The organism is Serratia sp. SA088 (genome assembly GCF_049065515.1).
In the GTDB taxonomy this organism is placed as follows: domain Bacteria; phylum Pseudomonadota; class Gammaproteobacteria; order Enterobacterales; family Enterobacteriaceae; genus Serratia; species Serratia nematodiphila.
This window is the reverse complement of sequence record NZ_JBAKGW010000009.1, coordinates 1-21,317: the sequence shown is the minus strand read 5'-3', so window position 1 is coordinate 21,317 and position 21,317 is coordinate 1. Positions and strand designations below refer to the sequence as shown.

At 59.3% G+C, this 21,317-nt stretch carries 20 protein-coding genes and 1 pseudogene; 8 read left to right on the top strand and 13 right to left on the bottom strand.

The window, feature by feature from the left end:
* Position 1 precedes the first annotated feature (1 nt).
* Both ACOWVD_RS20460 and argO read right to left on the bottom strand, forming a co-directional pair.
* Positions 2-733 (bottom strand): oxidative stress defense protein, encoded by a 732-nt coding sequence (locus ACOWVD_RS20460; RefSeq protein WP_031300626.1) that lies wholly within the window; start codon positions 731-733, stop codon positions 2-4.
* Positions 734-854: 121 nt separating this feature from the next.
* Positions 855-1,472 carry an arginine exporter ArgO gene (gene argO / locus ACOWVD_RS20455; RefSeq protein WP_004931603.1) on the bottom strand — a complete coding sequence of 206 codons (618 nt, stop codon included), beginning with the start codon at positions 1,470-1,472 and terminating at the stop codon, positions 855-857.
* A gap of 210 nt (positions 1,473-1,682) precedes the next feature.
* Here argO and ACOWVD_RS20450 point away from each other — a divergent pair, with 210 nt between their 5' ends.
* A complete protein-coding gene (locus ACOWVD_RS20450; protein WP_049240091.1) occupies positions 1,683-2,381 on the top strand; it encodes an RluA family pseudouridine synthase in 699 nt (232 codons plus the stop codon).
* Positions 2,382-2,388: 7 nt separating this feature from the next.
* Here ACOWVD_RS20450 and ACOWVD_RS20445 read toward each other — a convergent pair whose 3' ends face one another.
* Positions 2,389-2,928 (bottom strand): DUF2058 domain-containing protein, encoded by a 540-nt coding sequence (locus ACOWVD_RS20445; RefSeq protein WP_004931599.1) that lies wholly within the window; start codon positions 2,926-2,928, stop codon positions 2,389-2,391.
* Positions 2,929-3,232: 304 nt separating this feature from the next.
* Between ACOWVD_RS20445 and ACOWVD_RS20440 the strand changes: the two genes are divergently transcribed.
* From ACOWVD_RS20440 to ACOWVD_RS20430, 3 genes are all read left to right on the top strand, one after another.
* Positions 3,233-4,210, top strand: coding sequence for a DUF1852 domain-containing protein (locus ACOWVD_RS20440; RefSeq protein ID WP_049240092.1), 978 nt, complete (start codon positions 3,233-3,235; stop codon positions 4,208-4,210).
* A gap of 25 nt (positions 4,211-4,235) precedes the next feature.
* On the top strand, positions 4,236-5,267 hold the full coding sequence (locus ACOWVD_RS20435; protein ID WP_049240093.1) for a methionine synthase: 1,032 nt from the start codon (positions 4,236-4,238) through the stop codon (positions 5,265-5,267).
* Between the two features lie 172 nt (positions 5,268-5,439).
* Positions 5,440-6,789, top strand: a complete 1,350-nt coding sequence (locus ACOWVD_RS20430; RefSeq protein ID WP_306377670.1) for an MFS transporter — start codon at positions 5,440-5,442, stop codon at positions 6,787-6,789.
* A gap of 82 nt (positions 6,790-6,871) precedes the next feature.
* Here ACOWVD_RS20430 and mscS read toward each other — a convergent pair whose 3' ends face one another.
* On the bottom strand, positions 6,872-7,738 hold the full coding sequence (gene mscS / locus ACOWVD_RS20425; RefSeq protein ID WP_015378992.1) for a small-conductance mechanosensitive channel MscS: 867 nt from the start codon (positions 7,736-7,738) through the stop codon (positions 6,872-6,874).
* Positions 7,739-7,943: 205 nt separating this feature from the next.
* Here mscS and ACOWVD_RS20420 point away from each other — a divergent pair, with 205 nt between their 5' ends.
* Positions 7,944-8,612, top strand: coding sequence for a DUF1345 domain-containing protein (locus tag ACOWVD_RS20420; RefSeq protein ID WP_044030526.1), 669 nt, complete (start codon positions 7,944-7,946; stop codon positions 8,610-8,612).
* Between the two features lie 219 nt (positions 8,613-8,831).
* Here ACOWVD_RS20420 and fbaA read toward each other — a convergent pair whose 3' ends face one another.
* From fbaA to ACOWVD_RS20380, 8 genes and pseudogenes are all read right to left on the bottom strand, one after another.
* The gene (fbaA, locus tag ACOWVD_RS20415) at positions 8,832-9,911 is read right to left on the bottom strand and encodes a class II fructose-bisphosphate aldolase (RefSeq protein ID WP_004931586.1); all 1,080 of its coding nucleotides are present in this window, start codon (positions 9,909-9,911) and stop codon (positions 8,832-8,834) included.
* Positions 9,912-10,027: 116 nt separating this feature from the next.
* A complete protein-coding gene (gene pgk, locus ACOWVD_RS20410) occupies positions 10,028-11,191 on the bottom strand; it encodes a phosphoglycerate kinase (RefSeq protein ID WP_015378994.1) in 1,164 nt (387 codons plus the stop codon).
* A 70-nt stretch (positions 11,192-11,261) separates the two neighbouring features.
* The gene (gene epd, locus ACOWVD_RS20405; RefSeq protein WP_004931582.1) at positions 11,262-12,278 is read right to left on the bottom strand and encodes an erythrose-4-phosphate dehydrogenase; all 1,017 of its coding nucleotides are present in this window, start codon (positions 12,276-12,278) and stop codon (positions 11,262-11,264) included.
* 311 nt (positions 12,279-12,589) lie between these two features.
* Positions 12,590-12,715 (bottom strand): annotated as a pseudogene (locus ACOWVD_RS20400) (LysR family transcriptional regulator); the annotation flags it as partial.
* A gap of 49 nt (positions 12,716-12,764) precedes the next feature.
* Positions 12,765-13,835: an ABC transporter ATP-binding protein gene (locus ACOWVD_RS20395; RefSeq protein WP_049240099.1), complete on the bottom strand. Its 1,071-nt coding sequence runs from the start codon at positions 13,833-13,835 to the stop codon at positions 12,765-12,767.
* Positions 13,828-15,597 carry an ABC transporter permease gene (locus tag ACOWVD_RS20390; protein ID WP_004931567.1) on the bottom strand — a complete coding sequence of 590 codons (1,770 nt, stop codon included), beginning with the start codon at positions 15,595-15,597 and terminating at the stop codon, positions 13,828-13,830. The genes ACOWVD_RS20395 and ACOWVD_RS20390 overlap by 8 nt, the downstream gene beginning before the upstream one ends.
* 78 nt (positions 15,598-15,675) lie before the next feature.
* Complete coding sequence (locus tag ACOWVD_RS20385) at positions 15,676-16,764, bottom strand: ABC transporter substrate-binding protein (protein WP_041922370.1); 1,089 nt, start codon at positions 16,762-16,764, stop codon at positions 15,676-15,678.
* 168 nt (positions 16,765-16,932) lie between these two features.
* Positions 16,933-17,850 carry a DMT family transporter gene (locus ACOWVD_RS20380; RefSeq protein WP_004931563.1) on the bottom strand — a complete coding sequence of 306 codons (918 nt, stop codon included), beginning with the start codon at positions 17,848-17,850 and terminating at the stop codon, positions 16,933-16,935.
* 287 nt (positions 17,851-18,137) lie between these two features.
* Here ACOWVD_RS20380 and ACOWVD_RS20375 point away from each other — a divergent pair, with 287 nt between their 5' ends.
* The 3 genes from ACOWVD_RS20375 to brnQ all read left to right on the top strand — a co-directional run bounded on the left by ACOWVD_RS20375 (position 18,138) and on the right by brnQ (position 20,904).
* Positions 18,138-18,470: a tRNA-binding protein gene (locus ACOWVD_RS20375; protein ID WP_004931561.1), complete on the top strand. Its 333-nt coding sequence runs from the start codon at positions 18,138-18,140 to the stop codon at positions 18,468-18,470.
* A gap of 30 nt (positions 18,471-18,500) precedes the next feature.
* On the top strand, positions 18,501-19,382 hold the full coding sequence (locus ACOWVD_RS20370; protein WP_015379003.1) for a 2OG-Fe dioxygenase family protein: 882 nt from the start codon (positions 18,501-18,503) through the stop codon (positions 19,380-19,382).
* A 199-nt stretch (positions 19,383-19,581) separates the two neighbouring features.
* Positions 19,582-20,904, top strand: a complete 1,323-nt coding sequence (brnQ, locus tag ACOWVD_RS20365; RefSeq protein WP_164095826.1) for a branched-chain amino acid transport system II carrier protein — start codon at positions 19,582-19,584, stop codon at positions 20,902-20,904.
* Positions 20,905-20,973: 69 nt separating this feature from the next.
* Here brnQ and ACOWVD_RS20360 read toward each other — a convergent pair.
* The coding region (locus tag ACOWVD_RS20360; protein WP_421105754.1) for a transketolase-like TK C-terminal-containing protein at positions 20,974-21,317 on the bottom strand (344 nt) is incomplete at its 5' end.

The following is a 21,317-nucleotide window of genomic DNA, read 5'->3' as shown; positions in this document are numbered from 1 at the left end:
CTTACTGCGCGGCGTTACGCTGCAGCTCGAACACCACATCCACCTGATCGTCGAAGTGAATGCTTTGCTGTTCATAGGTTTGCGCCGCGTCGTTTTCCGCCGCCGCGCCGGCCGCCTTATACATCCGCGCCACCGGCATCGGCTGGTAGTTGGCGACCCGGTAGCGAATGCTGTACACCGGCCCCAGCTTGGCGTGGAAGCCCTTGGCCAGGGATTCTGCCTGCTGAGTCGCGTTCTCGATCGCTTTTTGCCGCGCCTGCTCGCGATACACGTCCGGCTTGGCGACGCCCAGCTCCACCGCGCGGATCTCGTTCAGGCCGGATTTCAGCGCGCCGTCCAGCAGCTCGTTCAGCTTGTCCAACTGGCGCAGGGTGACCTGCACCTGGCGCACCGCCCGGTAGCCCTTCAGCACCGACTCGCCGGTTTTCAGGTAGTCGTATTCCGGCTGAGTGCGCAGGTTGGCGGCGCTGATGTCTTTCTTCTCGATGTTGTTTTTCTGCAGGAAATCAAAGTACTGCGCCACGCGCTCGTCTACCTGCTTCTTCGCCTGGGCGGCGTCTTTGGAGGAAACGCTTACCTCGATCGCCAGGGTGGCGATATCCGGCGTGGCGTCCACGCTGGCGGTGCCGGAGGTGACGACGTGCGGCCCTTCAGGCAATTCAGCCGCCTGCAGCGCCATCGGTAGCGTCCCTAATCCGACCATTGCGGCCATAGCCAATGCTTTTAGCTTCACAGTGTCTCCTTAATGACAGGCTGTCTCTGATCGCCGGCTTTTCCCTGCGAGAACCGCCGGATTCCTGGCATCAAACGTAGCATATCGCACGGCGTTTTGAATTCGGATTAGTGACAAATTCTTATAAATTTGCCCCCTGCCAGGCCAGCTGCAGCGCGATGCCCCACATCACCAGACCGACCAGCGCATTGATGATGCGCTGCGCCCGCTGCGTATTCAGCCACGGCGCCAGCCAGGAGGCCAGCAGCGCCAGGCCGAAGAACCACACCGCCGACGCGCTGACCGCGCCAAGCGCGAACCAGGAACGCACGTCCGCCGTCAGCTGTCCGCCCAGGCTGCCGAGCACCACGAAAGTGTCCAGATAGACGTGCGGATTCAGCCAGGTGACCGCCAGCATGGTGACCACGATGCGCCAGCGGCTCTGCGCCAGCTCCTGCGCCGCGGCCTGCGCCGGTTGCGGGCTGAAGGCGGAACGGAACGCGCCCCAGCCGTACCAAAGCAGAAACGCCACACCGCCCCAGGTGACTAACGCCAACAGCAGCGGCGAGCGGGTCAGCAACGCGCTGCCGCCGAAAATACCGGCGCAGATCAGCACGATATCGCTCAGTGCGCACAATGAGGCGATCATCAAATGGTACTGACGGCGAATGCCCTGATTCATCACGAATACGTTCTGCGGGCCCAGCGGCAGGATCATGGCGGCGCTCAGGGCAAAACCCTGCAGGAAGACGGCTAACATGGGAAATTCCTCGAATGATAAAAGGCGCCGGACGTGGGCGCGTATCGGTCAACACGCGCATCATACGAGGAAGCGATCATTAGGTGAAATTGATGTTTCTAATCCAGTATCAGAAGCACTAATACTCCAAGCGGCGGGATTGCGCCGTCAAATTCGCTCATCGACGCGAAATTCGCTATCATCCGCCCCCACCCTCCAGCCGGCCACCCGATGTCTACGATCACCGATACCTTTATCGCCCCGCCATGCCATGACCAGATAGAGATCCTCTATCAGGACGATCATCTGGCGCTGATCAATAAGCCGGCCGGGCTGCTCAGTCTCTCGGGCAAGAATCCGCAGAATCTCGATTCGGTACACCACCGGCTGGTACAGCTGTTACCCGGCTGCGCCCTGGCGCACCGCCTGGATTTCGGCACGTCCGGTTTGATGGTGGTGGCCCGCAACAAGGCCGTCAACGCCGCGCTCTGCCGGCAGTTCAGCGAACGCACCGTCGGCAAAGTGTACAGCGCGCTGCTCTGCGGCCATCTGGCGGATAACGAAGGGGTAATAGACGCGGCGATCGCCAAAAACCCGGCGCTGTTCCCGCTGATGTCGATTTGCGCCCTCCACGGCAAGCCCGCCCGCTCCCGCTATCGGGTCGTCGAACGTTTTTATCGTGAAACGGAAGGCGGGATCTCGCTGCCGCTGACGCGGGTGCAGCTCACCCCGGAGACCGGACGCACCCACCAGCTGCGTATTCACAGCCGGCAATTGGGCCATCCTATTTTAGGTTGCGATCTGTATGGCGGGCGCCTGCTGCCGGGTACCGAGCAGACGCCGCGGCTGATGCTGCACGCCAGCGAGCTGGACTTTGTGCACCCCATCAGCGGAGAGCGGATAGCCGCTCGTCACGCCGCGCCGTTCTGAACGCGGCTTACCACATCAAATCGTCGGGCACTTTAAAGTCGGCGTACGGATCGTCTTCATCCTGCTCTTCCTGACTCAGCGCACTGTGCAGCACTATGCTGGCCGCATCGCGCTGCGCGATTTTATCGGCGACGCTCGCGGGGATAATCGCGTATTCACACTCTTCGCGGCTCTCGACAACCAAGCGGGCAATGGCGAGGCGGCCATTGATCAGCTGCGTCTGGGTCGCTTTATCCACCAGGATTTTCTTGATCAGGTTACCGTCGGTGAAGTTGAAACCGATATCGCCTTTCGCCAGGACGATGCGGTTCATCTCGATCAGTTGCTTCACCTGCGCCTTGTATTCTTTGGACAGCGCGGCCTGCTTTTGCTGCTCGCTCAATTGCTTATCGCGCTCAAGCTGCGCCTTTTTATTCTCTTCCACCGCCTCTCTGGCCTCGCGCGCCTGAACGCGTGATTTTTTAGCCGTTCTCTGGACTTTGGCCATTTTCTTGCTGGTTACCAAGCCCGCTTTGAGCATCTGCTCTTGTAAGGTGAGTTTTGTCATGTTCGTGTCTGAAGCCGTGGGGTCATGGTGGGATTATACCCGTAATTTTTCAGGCTGCACCAGCTTGCCGGGCGGCTTGCAACGCAGGGCAACGGCGGCAACCCCACCTGAACCCCAGATCATGAATGTGGCTCATGTGGTAATGAAATTAAGTCTCTTTCACTCCCACCGAGACTCTGGCAAAAATAGACCTCATTAACGACAGACAATATGAAATCGGCTGAATGAAAAAATAGAAAAACAAGCCATTGAAATAAATGGATAAACCCAGCCCTCATATCATATAACAGGATGCTATAAGACGATGAATAGAGACTTTACCTTTACGATTAAGAGCAGTTCTTTCGATGAAGATTATAACCCTTCTGAAAATACGCGTATCACCACCAACTTCGCCAATTTGGCCAGAGGGGAAAACCGCCGGGAGAACCTGCGCAACACGCTGGTGATGATTAACAACCGCTTCAATTCGTTGGCGCATTGGGATAACCCCAAGGCCGATCGCTATGCGGTCGAGCTTGAAATCATTTCGGTTGAGATGCGCATTGAAGATCACAGCGCCAGCTTCCCGGTAATAGAAATCCTGAAAACCAACATCCTTGATAAAAAAACGCAAACGCGTATCGAGGGCATCGTCGGGAACAATTTCTCCTCTTACGTGCGCGATTACGACTTTAGCGTCTTGCTGCCGGCGCACAATAAAAACACGGCGGAATTTACCATTCCGGATGATTTCGGCGATTTGCACGGCAATATCTTTAAGCACTTCGTCAATTCAAACGAATACCATGAGAATTTCAGCAAACCGCCGGTGATCTGCCTCAGCGTGTCCAGCAAAGACACCTATCATCGGACGGGCAATCAACACCCGGTCTTGGGCGACGAGTATCGGCAAGACGGCGCTTCGCTGACCGACCGGTATTTTAAAAAAATGGGCCTGCAGGTGCGCTATTTCATGCCGAAAAATAGCGTCGCGCCCCTGGCGTTTTATTTCCCTGGGGATTTGCTGAGCGATTACACCGATCTGGAGCTGATTGGCACCATCAGCACGATGGAGACCTTCCAAAAAATCTATCGGCCTGAAATTTACAATGCCAACTCGGCGGCAGGGCAATGCTATCAGCCAAGCCTGAATAACCAGGATCATTCATTAACCAAGATTGTTTACGATCGCGAAGAGCGTAGCCGGTTAGCGATTGAGCAGGGGAAATTTACGGAAGAGCAATTTATCAAGCCCTACAAGCCCATTCTTGAGCAATGGTCTGCTCACTACGCGCTTTGATTCACTTAAATACAGGTCATCTATTATGAAAATATTGCTCCCTACCTCGACCGCCGGCAGCTTGCCTAAACCTTCCTGGCTGGCCCAGCCGGAAACCCTGTGGTCGCCCTGGAAATTGCAGAATGAAGAATTAATCGAAGGGAAACAGGACGCTCTGCGTTTGTCGCTGGCAGAGCAACAACAGGCCGGCATCGATATCGTCAGCGATGGCGAGCAAACGCGCCAGCACTTCGTCACGACGTTTATCGAGCACCTCAGCGGCGTCGATTTCGAGAAACGCGAAGTGGTTAAAATCCGCAATCGCTATGAGGCGAGCGTGCCAACCGTGGTGGGGGCGGTCTCGCGTCAAAAGCCCGTTTTCGTTGAAGACGCCAAATTTTTACGCCAGCTGACCCAGCAGCCGATTAAATGGGCCCTGCCGGGGCCGATGACCATGATCGACACGCTCTATGACAACCACTATAAAAGCCGCGAGAAATTGGCCTGGGAGTTCGCCAAGATCCTCAATCAGGAAGCCAAAGAGCTTGAGGCCGCCGGCGTCGACATTATTCAGTTTGATGAGCCCGCATTTAACGTGTTCTTTGACGAGGTGAATGACTGGGGCATCGCCGCCCTGGAAAGAGCCGTTGAAGGGCTTAAGTGTGAAACGGCCGTACATATCTGCTATGGATACGGCATTAAGGCCAATACCGACTGGAAAAAGACGCTGGGCTCTGAGTGGCGGCAATATGAAGAGGCGTTTCCCAAGCTGCAAACGTCGACTATCGATATTATCTCGTTGGAGTGCCATAACTCGCACGTGCCGATGGATCTGCTTGAACTGATTCGCGGTAAGAAAGTGATGGTCGGCGCCATTGATGTGGCGAATCATGCCGTTGAGACGCCGGAAGAAGTGGCCGCTACGCTGCGCAAAGCGCTGCAGTTTGTCGATGCCGACAAGCTCTATCCGTCGACCAACTGCGGCATGGCTCCTCTGCCCCGTCAGGTCGCCCGCGGCAAGCTGAATGCCTTAAGTGCAGGCGCCGAGATCGTGCGCCGGGAACTGTTGGCCAAATAACCGCGCCAGCGCCCGCCGCAGTAGCCTCCTGCGGCGGGCGATTATCAATCGACTCCTCCTCCCCGCAACGCCCCCGCGCTGGTGTATACTCGGATTTCTACGCGATGCCAGCCACAGCGGCCTGAACGGCCCCTCAGCCAGCCCACACCAGCTTAATAACAGTGGAACCCTCATGAGCCCAGATACCGCTCGCATCAGCGAAATTATCGATCGCGCCAAGATCTCGCCTTATCAAATCCTCATCCTCGCCCTGTGTTTCCTGATCGCCCTGCTGGACGGGTTCGATACCGCCATCATCGGCTATATCGCCCCGGCGCTGCGCGAAGAGTGGGGTCTGCAGCCAGCGCAGCTCTCCCCCGCCTTCGGTGCGGGATTGTTCGGTCTGCTGATCGGCAGCCTGCTGTTCGGGCCGATCGCCGACGCCATCGGCCGCAAACGCGTGCTGCTCGTCGCGGTGCTGGTGTTTGGCGGCTGCACCCTGGCTTCAGCCTATGCGCATTCGATCGAATCCCTGACCTGGTTGCGCTTTATCACCGGCATTGGCCTCGGGGGCGCGATACCGACCTGCATCACCCTCAGCTCTGAGTACTCACCGGCGCGCCGGCGCATGCTGCTGGTCACCCTCAGCTGGAGCGGCTTTACCGCCGGGCTGGCCCTGGGCGGCCTGCTGGCCGGGCAGATCATCCCGGCGTTCGGCTGGCGCGGCCTGCTGCTGGTCGGCGGCATTGCACCGTTGGCGCTGCTGCCGCTGTTGGCCTGGCAGATGCCCGAGTCGGTGCGCTTTATGGCCGCCAGCGCCAAACATGCCGATCGGCTGCGCCGGGTGGTCGAGCGTATCACCGGCCAGCGTTGGACGGGGGGACCCATTGTCGATGACGAGCGCCCGGCGCAGGCCAGGTCGCCGATCTCGCACCTGTTTATCGAAGGGCGCGCCGTGCGCACCCTGCTGCTGTGGGCGGCATTCTTCTGTTCGCTGTTCGTGTTCTACCTGCTCACCAGTTGGCTGCCGACGATCCTCAAAGACGCCGGTTTCGATATCGCCCACGCCTCGCGCATCGGCGCGATGGTGCCGCTCGGCGGCACCCTGGGCGCCATCCTGATGGCGCTGCTGATGGATCGGGTCGGGCCCTATCGCGTGCTGGCCTTCTCCTACCTGGGCGCCGCGCTGGTGATCGGCGCTACCGGTTACCTGATGGGCGACGCATACACGCTGGCCGCCGTCGTGTTCCTGATAGGCTTCGGCGTGGCCGGCGCGCAAAACGGCCTGAATCTGGTTTCCGCCACCCTTTACCCGACCGCAGCCCGCGTGACCGGCGTCAGCTGGGCCATGGCCAATGGCCGCTTCGGCTCGATCGTCGGCTCGATGCTCGGCGCCTGGATGATGACCGCCGCCGGTTCGCCGGAAGTGTTCTTCCTCTGGCTGGCGCTGCCGGCGCTGCTGGGCGCAGCCGCCATCTTCCTGCTTTATCGCCTCAGCCTGCGCCGCCGCGCGCCGCTCACCGAACCGGCGGCCGGCATCTGAACTCGCGGAAAATAAAAGGCCGAGACGCCATCAGTGACGTCTCGGCCTGCAATCAAAAAGGGGGCCAAGGCCCCCTTCTGCGTTATTCCGCCTTGGCGGAAGCGTCTTCGGTGCGATACAGGTGCACGTCCATTTGCGGGAACGGAATGCCGATGTTGTGGGCATCCAGCGCGCGCTTGAAGTTTTCCATCAGATCGAAGTACACATTCCAGTATTCCGCGTTGGTGGTCCAGGAACGGGTCACGAAGTTCAGAGAGGACGGCGCCATCTCGTTCAGACGCACGGTTACGCCTTTGGCGTGCATGATGCGCTTGTCGGCGGCGATCACGTCGCCCAACACCTTCTTCACCACGTCGATATCGGCGTTGTAGGCCACGCCTACCACGATGTCCACGCGGCGGTTCGGTTCGCGGGAATAGTTGATGATGTTGCCGGCGATGATTTTACCGTTCGGCACCACGATGGTTTTGTTGTCTGCGGTACGCAGGGTGGTGGAGAAAATCTGCACCTGATCGACGGTACCGGCCACGCCGCCCAGATCGACATACTCACCCACGCGCAGCGGGCGGAAGATCACCAGCAGCACGCCGGCGGCGAAGTTGGACAGCGAGCCTTGCAGCGCCAGGCCGACGGCCAAACCGGCGGCACCCAGCACGGCGATCACCGAGGTGGTCTGCACGCCGACGCGCCCCAGCACCGCGATGAAGGTGAACGCCAGCACGCCGTAACGTACGATCGCCGACAGGAAGTCCGCCACCGTGGCGTCGATGCCGCGCAGCTTCATTACGCGGTTCAGCGCATTGCCGACCACGCGGGCCACGATCGAACCGATGATCAGGATAACGATGGCGGCGACAATATTCACCGCATACTGGATCAACAGATCCTGGTTCTTCACCAACCAGTCGCCGGCACCGTTGATGCCGTCTACTACATTCAAATCTTTCATTCGTGTCGTCCTAACTCAGTCCCTAACGGGAGAAACTCGCAAAAATACACTGGCTTCGGCAGCCAGTAGGAAACCACCGCCTAAGGGTAACCAACATTAAAGGCTCATGCCAACCGTCAGCGTTAAAAATAGCCGAAACCGCCCGCCGCTTCTTCTATGCTGAAAACAGCGCGTTGGCCATTTCACGACAAGAGATCCGTTCTTCATGCACATTCGCTCTTCGCTTAAACACTATTGGCAAGTGCGGCCCAGGCTGCTGTTTTCCGTCGGCGCCGGGCTGTTGTGCTTCCTGCTGCTGCCCGCCCAGCTCTCGTTGTTGCAGCGTTTGATGATCGGCTGGAATACGCTGGCCTGGCTCTATCTGCTGTTTCTCTGGCGGCTGATGTTGGTCAGCACGCCGCAGCACATTCGCCAGATCGCCCGGCGGCAGGACGAAAGCGCCAGCACGGTGTTGGCGCTGGTCAGTTTCGGTTGTCTGGTGAGCATTCTGGCGATCCTGTTCGAATTGAGCAGCGCCAAACAGGCCAGCGACTCGCTGAAAACCCTGCATCTGGCACTAACCGGCGGAACGCTGGCGGTTTCCTGGCTGCTGCTGCCGACCGCCTTCACCATGCACTATGCTCATCAGTTTTATCGCCAGGGCGCACAGCAGGATCCTTTGCCGCTGCTGTTCCCCGGCAACCTTACCGAGCCGACCTATCTGGACTTCGCCTACTTCTCCTTCACTATCGCGGTCGCGTCGCAGACCGCCGATGTGGCGGTCGGCGCGGCAGAGGTGCGCAAGATCACCCTGTTGCAGTCGGTGATCTCCTTCGCGTTCAACATGCTGATCCTGGGCCTGTCTATCAACGTCGGCGCCGGCTTGCTGAGCTGAAAACGAAAAAGGCTCCCCGCAGGGAGCCTGTTAATCACAAACAAAGGAGGAAAAAACGTGGTTTTTCCTCCTTTGTGATCATCAGCCGAAAATCAATAAATTGATTTTCCTTATTTTTTATATTTTGCCAACGGCGAGCCAGGCAACGCCATCAGGCTTGTCATAAACAACAAGGCTCCCCGCAGGGAGCCTTTTGCATAGTGCAACAGCTGGCGAAGATTACAGAACGTCTACCGCGTTCAGATCTTTGAAGGCCTGCTCCAGACGCGTCACCATACTGGTCTGCGCTGCGCGCAGCCAGACGCGTGGATCGTAGTATTTCTTGTTCGGCTGATCGGCGCCTTTCGGGTTGCCCAGCTGGCCCTGCAGGTAAGCTTCGTTCGCTTTGTAGTACTGCAGGATGCCGTCCCAGGTCGCCCATTGGGTGTCGGTGTCGATGTTCATCTTGATCACGCCGTAGCTGACGGACTCTTTGATTTCCGCATCGCTGGAACCGGAACCGCCGTGGAACACGAAGTTCAGGCTGTTATGCGGCAGGTTGAATTTCTCGGAAACGTATTTCTGAGAATCGCGCAGGATGGTCGGAGTCAGCTTAACGTTACCTGGCTTGTACACGCCGTGCACGTTACCGAACGAGGCTGCGATGGTGAAGCGTGGGCTGATGGCGTTCAGTTTTTCGTACGCGTAAGCCACGTCTTCCGGCTGGGTGTACAGCGCGGAAGCGTCCATATGGCTGTTGTCCACGCCGTCTTCTTCACCGCCGGTGCAGCCCAGTTCGATTTCCAGCGTCATGCCGATTTTGGCCATGCGCTTCAGGTAGGCGCTGCAGATCTCGATGTTTTCTTCCAGAGATTCTTCAGACAGATCGATCATGTGGGAAGAGAACAGCGGTTTGCCGGTAGCGGCGAAGTGCTTCTCGCCGGCGTCCAGCAGGCCGTCCAGCCATGGCAGCAGTTTCTTCGCGCAGTGGTCGGTGTGCAGGATCACCGGCACGCCGTAGTGTTCAGCCATCTGGTGAACGTGGTGTGCGCCGGAGATAGCGCCCAGAATCGCAGCGCCCTGAGGCACATCGGTCTTCACGCCTTTGCCGGCGATAAACGCTGCGCCGCCGTTGGAGAACTGAACGATGACCGGCGCGCGCACTTTAGCCGCGGCTTCCAGCACTGCGTTGATGGAGTCGGTACCCACGCAGTTTACCGCTGGCAGCGCAAAGTTGTTCTCTTTAGCAACTGCGAAGACTTTCTGAACGTCATCACCCGTGATGACACCCGGTTTTACGAAATCAAAAATTTTAGACATGTTACTTTGTCCTGTTTCGTCGGCCGTAGATGGATGTAAATCGATGTTTTCACGCCGCGCAGCGTTAGCCGCGCGGTATAAAACAAACGGGCGGCTTTCGCCTCCCGTTGTCTGAATTACTGCTTAGCGCGCTCTTCCAGCATCACGACTGCAGGCAGCGGTTTCCCTTCAACGAATTCCAGGAATGCGCCACCGCCGGTGGAGATGTAGGAAATTTTGTCAGCGATACCGAACAGATCGATGGCTGCCAGAGTGTCGCCGCCGCCAGCGATAGAGAAAGCGTCGCTATCGGCGATCGCGCGGGCGACAATTTCGGTGCCCTTACGGAAGTTAGGGAACTCGAATACGCCAACCGGGCCATTCCACAGAATGGTCTTGGCGTTCTTCAGGATAACAGCCAGACGCTCGGCAGAGACGTCGCCCATATCCAGAATTTGCTCGTTGTCCTGGATCTCGCTCGCCGGCTTCACGGTCGCGGTTGCGGTTTCGGAGAACTCGGTCGCTACGCGCACATCGGTCGGCACCGGAATGTCGCAGGTTTCCAGCAGTTTCTGCGCGTTCGGGATCAGGTCAGGTTCGTACAGGGACTGGCCCACGTTGTTGCCCTGCGCCGCCACGAAGGTGTTGGCGATGCCGCCGCCGACGATCAGCTGATCGGCGATTTTGGACAGGGAATCCAGCACGGTCAGTTTGGTGGACACTTTAGAACCGCCCACGATGGCGACCATCGGACGGGCCGGGTTGCCCAGCGCTTTGCCCAGCGCTTCCAGTTCGGCGGACAGCAGCGGGCCGGCACAGGCGACAGGCGCGAACTTGCCCACGCCGTGGGTGGAAGCCTGCGCGCGGTGCGCGGTGCCGAATGCGTCCATCACGTACACGTCGCACAGCGCCGCGTATTTCTTGGACAGGGTTTCGTCGTCTTTCTTCTCGCCCTTATTGAAGCGGACGTTTTCCAGCACCACCAGTTCGCCTTCGGCGACGTCGACGCCATCCAGATAATCCTTCGCCAGACGCACTGGGGATTTCAGGTGGTCTTTCAGGTAGTTGACCACAGGCAGCAGGGAGAATTCTTCGTTGTACTCGCCTTCGGTAGGACGACCCAGGTGGGAGGTTACCATCACGCGGGCGCCTTGCTTCAGCGCAGCTTCGATAGTCGGCAGGGAAGCGCGGATACGCGCGTCGGAAGTCACTTTACCGTCTTTTACCGGCACGTTCAGATCGGAGCGGATCAGTACGCGTTTACCCGCCAGATCCAGATCGGTCATCTTAATTACAGACATGGTGAACCCTCTTTATTGAATCTCTATAAAATTGCCTGAGCAGCGCGCCAATCACGCCGGCGCCGCCGTACTAGAAACCGCTGGCGGCCATTGCCCGTGTTGTATCCAACATCCGATTGGCAAAGCCCCATTCATTGTCGCACCAGACCAAGGTCTTTATCAGGTGCTGCCCGCTGACCCGGGTCTGCGTACCGTCGACGATAGCGCTGTGCGGGTCATGGTTAAAATCGATCGAGACCAATGGTAATTCCGTGTAGTCAACTATACCACGAAATGATTCCCGTGCGGCCTTTTGCAACAGCTGGTTGACCTCCGCCACCTTCACCGCGGCGCTCACGCTGACGCTCAGATCGATAGCCGTCACGTTGATGGTCGGCACGCGCACCGAGATAGCCTCGAAGCGATCGCAAAACTGCGGGAAGATACGGGTGATGCCCGCGGCCAGCTTGGTATCGACCGGAATGATCGACTGGCTCGCCGCGCGGGTGCGCCGCAAATCCGCGTGATACGCGTCGATCACCGGCTGATCGTTCATCGCCGAGTGAATGGTGGTCACGGTGCCGGATTCGATGCTGTAGGCGTCATCCAGCAGCTTGATCACCGGAATAATGCAGTTGGTGGTGCACGAGGCGTTGGACACGATGCGATGTTCCGCCAGCAGCGTCTGATGGTTGACGCCGAACACGATGGTGGCGTCCAGATCGTTGCCGCCCGGGTGGGCGAACAGCACTTTCTTCGCCCCCGCCGCCAGATGGGCTTCGCCATCCGCCCGGCTGCCGTACACGCCGCTGCAGTCCAGCACCACGTCGACGCCCAGCTCGCCCCAGGGCAACTGCTCCACCGCCGGCTGGTGCAACAGGCGAATCGCGTCGTCTCCGACGCTCAGCGTGTCGCACTCCTGCCGCACATCCCAGGCGAAGCGGCCGTGGCTGGAATCGTACTTCAGCAGATGGGCCATGCCTTCGGCGTTCGCCAGCTCGTTGATCGCCACCACGGAGATTTCCGCCCGTCGTCCCGATTCGTACAGTGCGCGCAATACGCTGCGGCCGATGCGGCCAAAGCCGTTTATCGCTATGCGGATGGTCATGCTGCTCCTGAAAAAGGGCCGTCCACGCCGGGTGACTCACCGGCGCCGCCCGGCGCTGACTGGTTGTCTCACTAACCCGCATAGAGTAGTGGATCGTACCGCCCGCTGTGAATCGCCGAGTTTGCATTATTCCCGCGCTTCAGCGGTTTTTCACCGCCGTCACATCGGCATTTCTGTTGAAGAGTGCTCCAACTGAAACGCTTCAGCTGAGCATAAACCAAAGTTTTGGCAAAAGGAACAGGTGCAACAGTTCCTCAGGTAACGGAGGGGAGTTTTACGAGCATAAGATGATCTGGCGCACATTTTTGGCCTCAAGACCGCGACGGATTTTCGCTCGCCGGCCCCGTTTCGCCATAGTGCTCACGAAAATAGTCGCGCAAAAATTCGACCGTCACCCGCACTTTCGCCGACGTTGCCAGCCGGGAAACGTATACCGCTAGCGGTTTAACTCTGTAAACGAAGCGCCCGCATCGGCGGGCGTCCTGGTTAGGCTTTCGGGAATATCCACAGATGCTCGGCCGGCAGGGAGAGCCGGCACAGCGCCCGATCGCGCGCCTCGTGGCCATAGGCGCGTACCACGAAGTCTTCGGCCACGGTGCGGAACAGGTATTCCCAGCGATCGCCGAGATACATGCTGGTCAACAACGGCAGCTCAAGCTGGTTGCCCTGCGGATCTTCGCCCAACTGCACGCGCTCCACGCGGATCACCGCCGTGCCCTCCTGCCCGACCTGCACGCCTGCGCCCGCTTTGCCCCACAGAGCCCAATCCTTGCCTTCGATGCGCGCCCGGTCGCCTTCCAGCGCGACAACCTTGCCCGGCAAGCGGTTGTTGCTGCCCATGAACTCGGCGGTGAACAGCGTGGTGGGCGAGCCGTACATCTCCTGCGGCGTGCCCTGCTGTTCGATTTTGCCGTTATTGAGCAGCAGGATGCGATCGGAAATGGCCATCGCCTCGTTCTGATCGTGGGTCACCATCAGCGCCGACAGACCGAGCTTGATGATCAGCTCGCGCAGGAATACCCGTGCCTCTTCGCGCAGCTTGGCGTCGAGATTGGACAGCGGCTCATCCAGCAGGATCACCGGCGGGTTGTAGACCAGCGCACGCCCGATCGCCACGCGCTGCTGCTGGCCGCCGGAAAGCTGGTGCGGGTGCCGCTTGGCTAAATGCCCCAGCCCGAGCTGATCCAGCACCGCCTGTACCCGCTGGGCGATTTCCGCCGAGCCGGTCTTACGCAGCTTCAGCGGGTAAGCGACGTTCTCAAACACCGTTTTATGCGGCCACAGGGCATAGGACTGAAACACCAGCCCCAGGTTGCGCTCTTCGGCGGGAATTTCGCTGCGCGCGCTGCCGTTGTACACCGCGCTGTTGCCGATGACGATCCGCCCCTGGCTCGGTTTCTCCAGCCCGGCCACCGCCCGCAGCAGCGTGGTTTTGCCACTGCCCGACGGGCCCAGCAGCGAGACCACTTCGCCCCGTTTCAGATCCATCGACACCCCTTTCAGCACCGGGTTGTCGCCATAGGTCAAATGCAGATTCTCTACCGAAAGTTCAATCATGTAATTTCACTCCAAAGCGCAAGGCGATCCCCAGCCCCAGCACCACCAGCAGAATATTGATGAACGACAGCGCGGCGACGATATCGATAGCGCCCGCGGCCCACAGAGAAACCAGCATCGAGCCGATGGTTTCCGTGCCCGGAGACAGCAGATACACCCCGGTGGAATATTCGCGTTCAAAAATCAGGAACATCAGCAGCCAGGAGCCGATCAGGCCATAGCGCGACAGCGGAATGGTGACGTGGCGGGTGATCTGGCCGCGGCTGGCGCCGGCGCTGCGCGCCGCCTCTTCCAGCTCCGGCCCCACCTGCAGCAACGTGGAAGAGATCAGCCGCAGGCCGTAGGCCATCCACACCACGGTGTAGGCCAGCCAGACGCTGAATATGGTGCTGCGCAGCGAACGCAGCCAGACAATCCAGTTAGCACGCAGCCATTCGGCCATCGGCAACGCCGACAGCCAGCCTTCCTTGAGCGATTTGTCCAGCCACATCGGCAGGAACAGGAACACCCACAGGAATGCCAGACCGGCCAGCAGCCCCGGCACCGCGCGCGGCACCAGCACGCTGTAGTCGAGGAAGCGCGTGGCGCCATCCGGCTTGCGGTGCATCGCGATGCCGATAAACAGGTAGCACGCCACCGCCAGCGCTCCGCCGATCACCCCGATCGCCATCGAGTTGACGATGGCGCGCAGCAGGTTGGGCTGCGCCCAGATAGTGCGAAAGGTGTTGATCGACAGTTCGTCCCAGACAGACACGCCCACGCCCCAGTTGGAGATAAAGGCGCGCAGCACCACGCCGATCAGCGGCACGCCGATGGTCACGGTCAGCCAGAACACCACCACCGCGCCGGCCACCCAGCGCCATTTACCCAGCGGCAGAGCGCGGGCCTGCGAGGCTTTGCCCTTGACGGTGACAAAGCGGTTGGCAGTGCGCATCAGCCGGCGCTGCAGCATCACCAACGGAATAGTGATGCAAATCAGCACCACCGCCACCGCCGCCATCAGATGGTAAGACGGCGTGCCCAGCTTGTTGGTCAACTGGTACAGGTAGGTCGCCAGCACCAGGTTGCCTTCCGGATCGCCCAGCACCAGCATCAGGCCGAACACTTCCAGCCCGAGGAAGAACAGCAGCACCCCGGCGTACAAGATAGACGGCCGCACCATCGGCAGACTGACGGCGGTCATCACCTGCAGCGGCGTGGCGCCGGCGGTGCGCGCCGCTTCTTCAACGTCGGAGCCCACGCTGCGCAGCGCCGAGGAGATGTACAGATACGCGTGGGGCACGTGCGTCAATCCGGCTATCACCACGATGCTGGCCATTGAGTAGATGTTCCACGGCACGAAGCCCAGCAGCGCCTCCGCCCACAGCGAGAAGAAGCCTACCGGCCCCGCCGCCACCACGTAACCGAAACCCAGCACCATCGGCGACACGAAGATCGGCACCAGAATCAGCGGTTCGATGATTCGCCGCCCCGGCAGATCGGTGCGCACCATCAGGAAGGCCAAAATACCACCGAGCGGGATGGCGATAATCACCAGGCCGAATGCCAGAATAAAACCGCTTTTCAGCGCCTTGTAGAAATCCGGGTCGGTAAAGATGAACTCGAAGGCCTCAAGGCTGAAGACCTTGGAAGGAGAGAAAAACGGTGCCGAGAGGAAGCTTTGAATGATGATAAACGACAGGGGGACATAGATAACCAGCGCGGTTATCAACACCACCAGGCCGCGCGGCAGGCTCTGCCACTTTCTGCGCCATGCTTGCATAAATGCTCCCTATGGTTGTAAACGACGACCAAAGGGCGCACGCCCGTGCGACAGGCGCGCGTCCGAATGCAGTCCCTGTTATTTCGCCGCGGCGGCGCGCCATTGTTTGATGTAGTCGAGACGCTTGGCCGGCTGCAGATATTCCAGCAGGCTGTCATCGACCGGGATCGGCTTGAGCGCGTTACCCAACAGCTTGGTCATGCCATCGATGTCGTTCTTGCCTTCGATGTCGTTGCGGATCGAGGGGATATCCGCCTGATTGGCGAGAATATTTTGCCCTTTCTCCGACAGCACGTAGTCGAACCACAGCTTGGCGGCGTTAGGGTTGCCGGCCTCTTTGCTGATGAAGCTCACGCGCGACAGCACCAGGGTATAGTCTTTCGGATAGACAATGCCGAGCGACGGGTCGCTCTTGGCGCGGGCCTCGGCGTATGAACCGAGGATATTGAAGCCGATCAGGTTTTCACCGGAGGAAACGCGTTCCATCATGGTGCCGGTGGAGGATTGCACCGCCAACCCGCCCTTGGCCACATCGGCCAGCGTTTTGAAGTAGTTAGGATCGGCCTTGAAGTCCTGCACCGACAGCATGAAGCCGACGCCGGATTTTTCGATGTCGTAGGTGGTGACTTTCTTCTTGAATTTGTCCGTCTGGCCGGCGATCAGCTTGGCCAGCGCCGCATGCGAATCCGGCACATCGCCTTGCGGGATCAGGCGTTTGTTATAGATAAACACCACCGGCTCGTAGGTGGTGCCATACACCTTCTCTTGCCATACCGCCCATTTCGGCAGCTGAGCCTGCTCGGGGGAGGCATATTCCTGCGCGTAATCGCCCGCCAGTTTCAAAATGGTGTCCATCGACGAGCTCCACACCACGTCGCCACTGGTGCCGCCGGCCGCCTGCTCGCTGATAAAGCGGTTATACAGTTCGGTGCTGTTCATGTCGTTGTATTCGACCTTGATGCCCGGATACAACGCCTCAAACCCCTGGATCAACGGCGCCGCCGCCTTGGTGTCGGTGGTCGAGTAAATCACCACCTTGCCTTCTTTCTTCGCGCCGTCGACCAGTTTCTGATAGTCGGCGGGGTAGCCCGCCGGGAAGGCCGCATAGGCGGAAACGGAGCCCAGCAAGGTGATTGCCGCTACGGTCGCGCTGATTTTTTTCATCATCATCATCCATCCCCTGATCACATTTAATAAACTAAAAATTAACATATAGTTAATAACTGTGACGAGGCAACGGCGTTGCTTTGTTATCTTTCGGTTTTGTGAGGTTGGACGTTTTTCAGCCAATAAAAAGCCCGGCAGCGCGGGCTTTACGGCGCTTCCAGTCGCAAACTATTCGGCCAGGCGAGAACGCCGCAGCAGGCGAATTCGCTGTACGATGGCGACCCCCAGCAGGGTCAGGGCAAACCCCGCCAACTGCACCAGCGACAGCGCCTCGCCAAACAGCGCATAAGCCTGCAGCGCTGCCGCCGGCGGCACCAGCAGCATCAGCGCGGTAATGCGAGTCAAATCGCCGTGGCGCACCATCCAGATGAACAGCGCGGTGCCGCCCAGCGACAACACGCCGGCCGACCACAGCAGCGAGAACCACAGCGTCGGCGAATTGTCCCAGGCGCCGGAGCCCATCACGGCCGCCAACGCGCCGGTCACGATCGCCGCGCCGAGGTGCTGAATGGCGCCCGCCGCCCGCAGATCGGCCGCCGCCAGCGAAGACTTCTGCACCATGATGCCGATCGTCAGCGCGACGATGCTGCCAAACCCCATCAGGATCGGCAACAGCGCCATATTGCCGACATCAATGCCGGTCAGCCGGGGAGAAAGCACCAGCGCAACGCCGATAAAGCCGATCGCCAGCCCGGCCCAGGAGCGCAACCCTATCGATTTGCGCAGCACCAACGCGAAAATCAGCGCGGTGAACAGCGGCTGCAAGCCGCCGATCAGCGACATCACCCCGGCCGCCAGGCCGTTCGCTACCGCCCACCAGCTTGCAGCGAGATAAACGCCATTCATCAACATGCCGGTCAGCAGGTGCATCACGAACTGCCGCCCCTTGGGCCAGGCGCAATGCAATGCCAGCAAAGCGAATACCGCGGCGGCGATCAAAAAGCGAAAGGTCAGGAAAAGGTTGGGATCGGCATGATCCGCCACCGCCCGCGCGGCAATAAAACCCGTCGACCAAATTAATATCAGGAAAAACGGCGCGATAAATGCCTTTCGCCGATCGCGTTTTTCACGCGGGGTTATTTCCATATCACTACCTGAAAAAATGCGGTTGATGAATAAAGGCATACTAACCAATTTAACACGGGCTTAACAGTGCCGAGCGGACGCCCAAGTTCAGATGGTGCACATAATTACCGGTGAATAATGAAGTTTCAATTTCATATAATTCATCAAGCTTATAATTAATTACGCTACGTTACGACAATGTAAATTAATTGCTACATCGGGTGTAAATATTCCCCTCTTGGCGACATTGTCGGGATAATTCCCCTTTGCTAGCCTTTCTGAAGCCATTTAATTAACGGGACTGACTCATGGCCGAAATCACTGACTTTATGAAACTGGATATGCGTATTGGCGAAATTATTTCCGTGGAATATAACGACAAGGCGTTAAAACCCGCCTATAAGCTGCGCATTGATTTCGGCGAGGAAATTGGCATTAAAAACAGCTCGGCACAATTATGCGAAAACTATCAGGAAGATGACCTGCTTGGCAGAAAAGTCATCTCCGTCGTTAATTTCCCCGCCAGGCGGGTTGCCGGATTTAAATCCGAAGTGCTGGTTCTTGCCGCGGTCACCAGGGATCAAGGCACCGTCTTGCTGAAACCCGATTTCGACGTGGAGATCGGCAGCAAGATTTTATAACCGCCCCATCATTCGTGAGGCCACCGAGAAATGCGACAGTTATCTCTGCTTGATGAAGTTAAGAAGGCATACCAGGAACACCGTTCAGCCTTTATCCCCGGCGCTACCATGCAGGCAATCCTGCTGGCGCTGGGCGCGCGGCCGGAAGATTTCGCCAGGCTGCAGCAGGTCAGCGCCAATCTGGCGGATGATCCCACGCTGCCTTTCCGCAAGTCCAGAAACGGCCGCTTCTGTTTCGACTTCGATCGCGCCCGGATTGAGCGGCTGGAGTTCCAACCTTTCGTGCTCTCGGTCGAGGAAGACTTCATCCGCTACGATTCAGGAAAGGTGCGCCATTTCCGCGGCATCAACGACGATCTGCAGTTGAATACGGCCTTTCAGGCGCTGATGAAATTCAAAGCCTACGTGATCGATGGCGTGGGCGTGACGCCGCGCCCCCGGCTTAATCAGAAGATCAACAAGTTCGTCTGCACCGTATTCAACCTGCGCACCGTCACCACGCCGCAGATGCTGGGCGAACCGGCGCTGGAAGGCGTGCACAGCGACGGCGTCGACCACACCATGACAACCTTCCTCGGCTGCGACAACATGACCGACGACAGCGCCAAGACCTTTATTCACGATATGCGCGAAACCAGCGGGATCAAATTCGATCGGGCCCGGCCGGAATGGATTTTGGGCGAAATACAGCATCGGCATTTCCTCGACACCCTGCTGATTGTCGACCACGAGCGCAAACACAGCCTCTCTCCGGTGAAAGCGCAGGACAAACGTAAGGATTCAACCCGCGATATGCTGATCTTTTTCACCCGCAAACCGGTCGAAGACGGCCACGTCTCCTTCGCGTATGACTCTTTCAAGCCGCATATCGAAATCCCGCTGTCGATAGACATGGTGGCGCGCGCGAGCTAACGCGCTGCCGGGCCGGCCGCCATGATCCCTCTGTGCGGCCGGTTCACGCCAGGATAAACAGCGCTGGATTAATCAGGTTTTTGTCGCCGAATTATTATATCCTGCCGGACGAAAATTTTTGCGGGCGCTCGCTGCCCCACGCGCCAGCCCTCTGCAGGCGGGCCGTTTATTTCATGAATACAGGCAGTGCCATACCGTTATGACCAAGAGTTTATCCCCGAAAGACATTATCGCCCTGGGCTTTATGACCTTTGCCCTGTTTGTCGGCGCCGGCAACATCATTTTCCCGCCGCTGGTGGGGCTGCAGTCCGGCGAACATCTGTGGCCGGCCGCCCTCGGGTTTATGGTGACCGCCGTCGCCCTGCCGGTGATCGCCGTGATCGCGTTGGCGCGCGTCGGCGGCAGCATCAGCCTGCTTACCGGCCCCATCGGCCGCACCGCCGGCCTGCTGCTGGCGACCGTCTGCTATCTGGCGCTCGGCCCGCTGTTCGCCACGCCGCGAACCGCCAATGTCTCTTTCGCCCTCGGCATTGCGCCTTTCACCGGCGACGGCGCCCTGCCGCAGTTCATCTACAGCCTGCTGTTCTTTACCCTGGCGATGCTCGTGTCGCTGTATCCCGGCCGCTTGCTCGATAACGTCGGCCATATTCTGGCGCCGCTGAAAATTCTGGCGCTGGCCGCGCTCGGCATCGCCGCCCTGATCTGGCCCGCAGGCGCGCCGCTCTCCGCCGTCGGCAGCTATCAGGCCGCGGCGTTTTCCACCGGCTTCGTGCAGGGTTATCAAACCATGGACACGCTGTCGGCGCTGATGTTCGGTTCGATTATCGTTACCGCCGCCCGCTCGCGCGGCGTCAGCGACAGCGGGTTGCTGCTGCGTTATACGCTGTGGGCCAGCCTGATCGCCGGCGTCGGCCTGACGCTGGTCTATATCTGCATGTTCAAACTCGGCGCCGGCAGCGGCAGCCTGATCGAGAATGGCGCTCAGGATGGCGCGGCAATCCTGCACGCCTATGTACAGCACACCTTCGGCGATCTGGGCAGCGTCTTTATGGCGGTGCTGATGTTCATCGCCTGCCTGGTAACGGCGGTTGGCATGACCTGCGCCTGCGCGGACTTTTTCTCACGCTACCTGCCGCTCTCTTATCGCGCGCTGGTGGTCATCCTCGCCCTCTTCGCCATGCTGGTTTCCAACATGGGGCTGGCCAATCTGATCCGCGTCTCACTGCCGGTGCTGACGGCGATCTACCCGCCCTGCATCGCGCTGGTGTTGCTCAGCTTCAGCCAGAACCGCTGGCGCAGCGCCAGGCGCGTCTTCGCGCCGGTGATCGCCACCAGCCTGGTGTTCGGCCTGGCCGATGGCCTGAAGGCTTCAAGCTTCAGCGGCCTGCTGCCCGCCTGGTTCGATAAGCTGCCGCTGGCCGAGCAGGGTCTGGTCTGGCTGCAGCCTACGCTGTTGGTGCTGTTGCTGGCGGCGGCTTACGACCGGTTGCGCAGCGCCGAAAGCGTCAAGGCCGCGTCGTAAGCGCGATTTCCGCCCATAAAAAAAGCCGGTCATGATGACCGGCTTTTTTATCGGCTTGCGCCCGGCGGCTTACTTCAGCAGCGCCTGCGCCTTCGCCACCACGTTGTCCACGGTGAAGCCGAACTCGGCGAACAGCTGCTCCGCCGGCGCCGACTCACCGAAGGTGGTCATGCCCACGATGGCGCCGTTCAGGCCCACGTACTTGTACCAGTAGTCCGCGATACCCGCTTCCACCGCCACGCGCGCCGTTACCGCCGCCGGCAGCACCGACTCGCGGTACGCCGCATCCTGCTTGTCGAACGCGTCGGTCGACGGCATCGACACCACGCGCACCTTGCGGCCCGCCGCGGTCAGTTTGTCCGCCGCCTCCACCGTGATGCCCACTTCGGAGCCGGTGGCGATCAGGATGACGT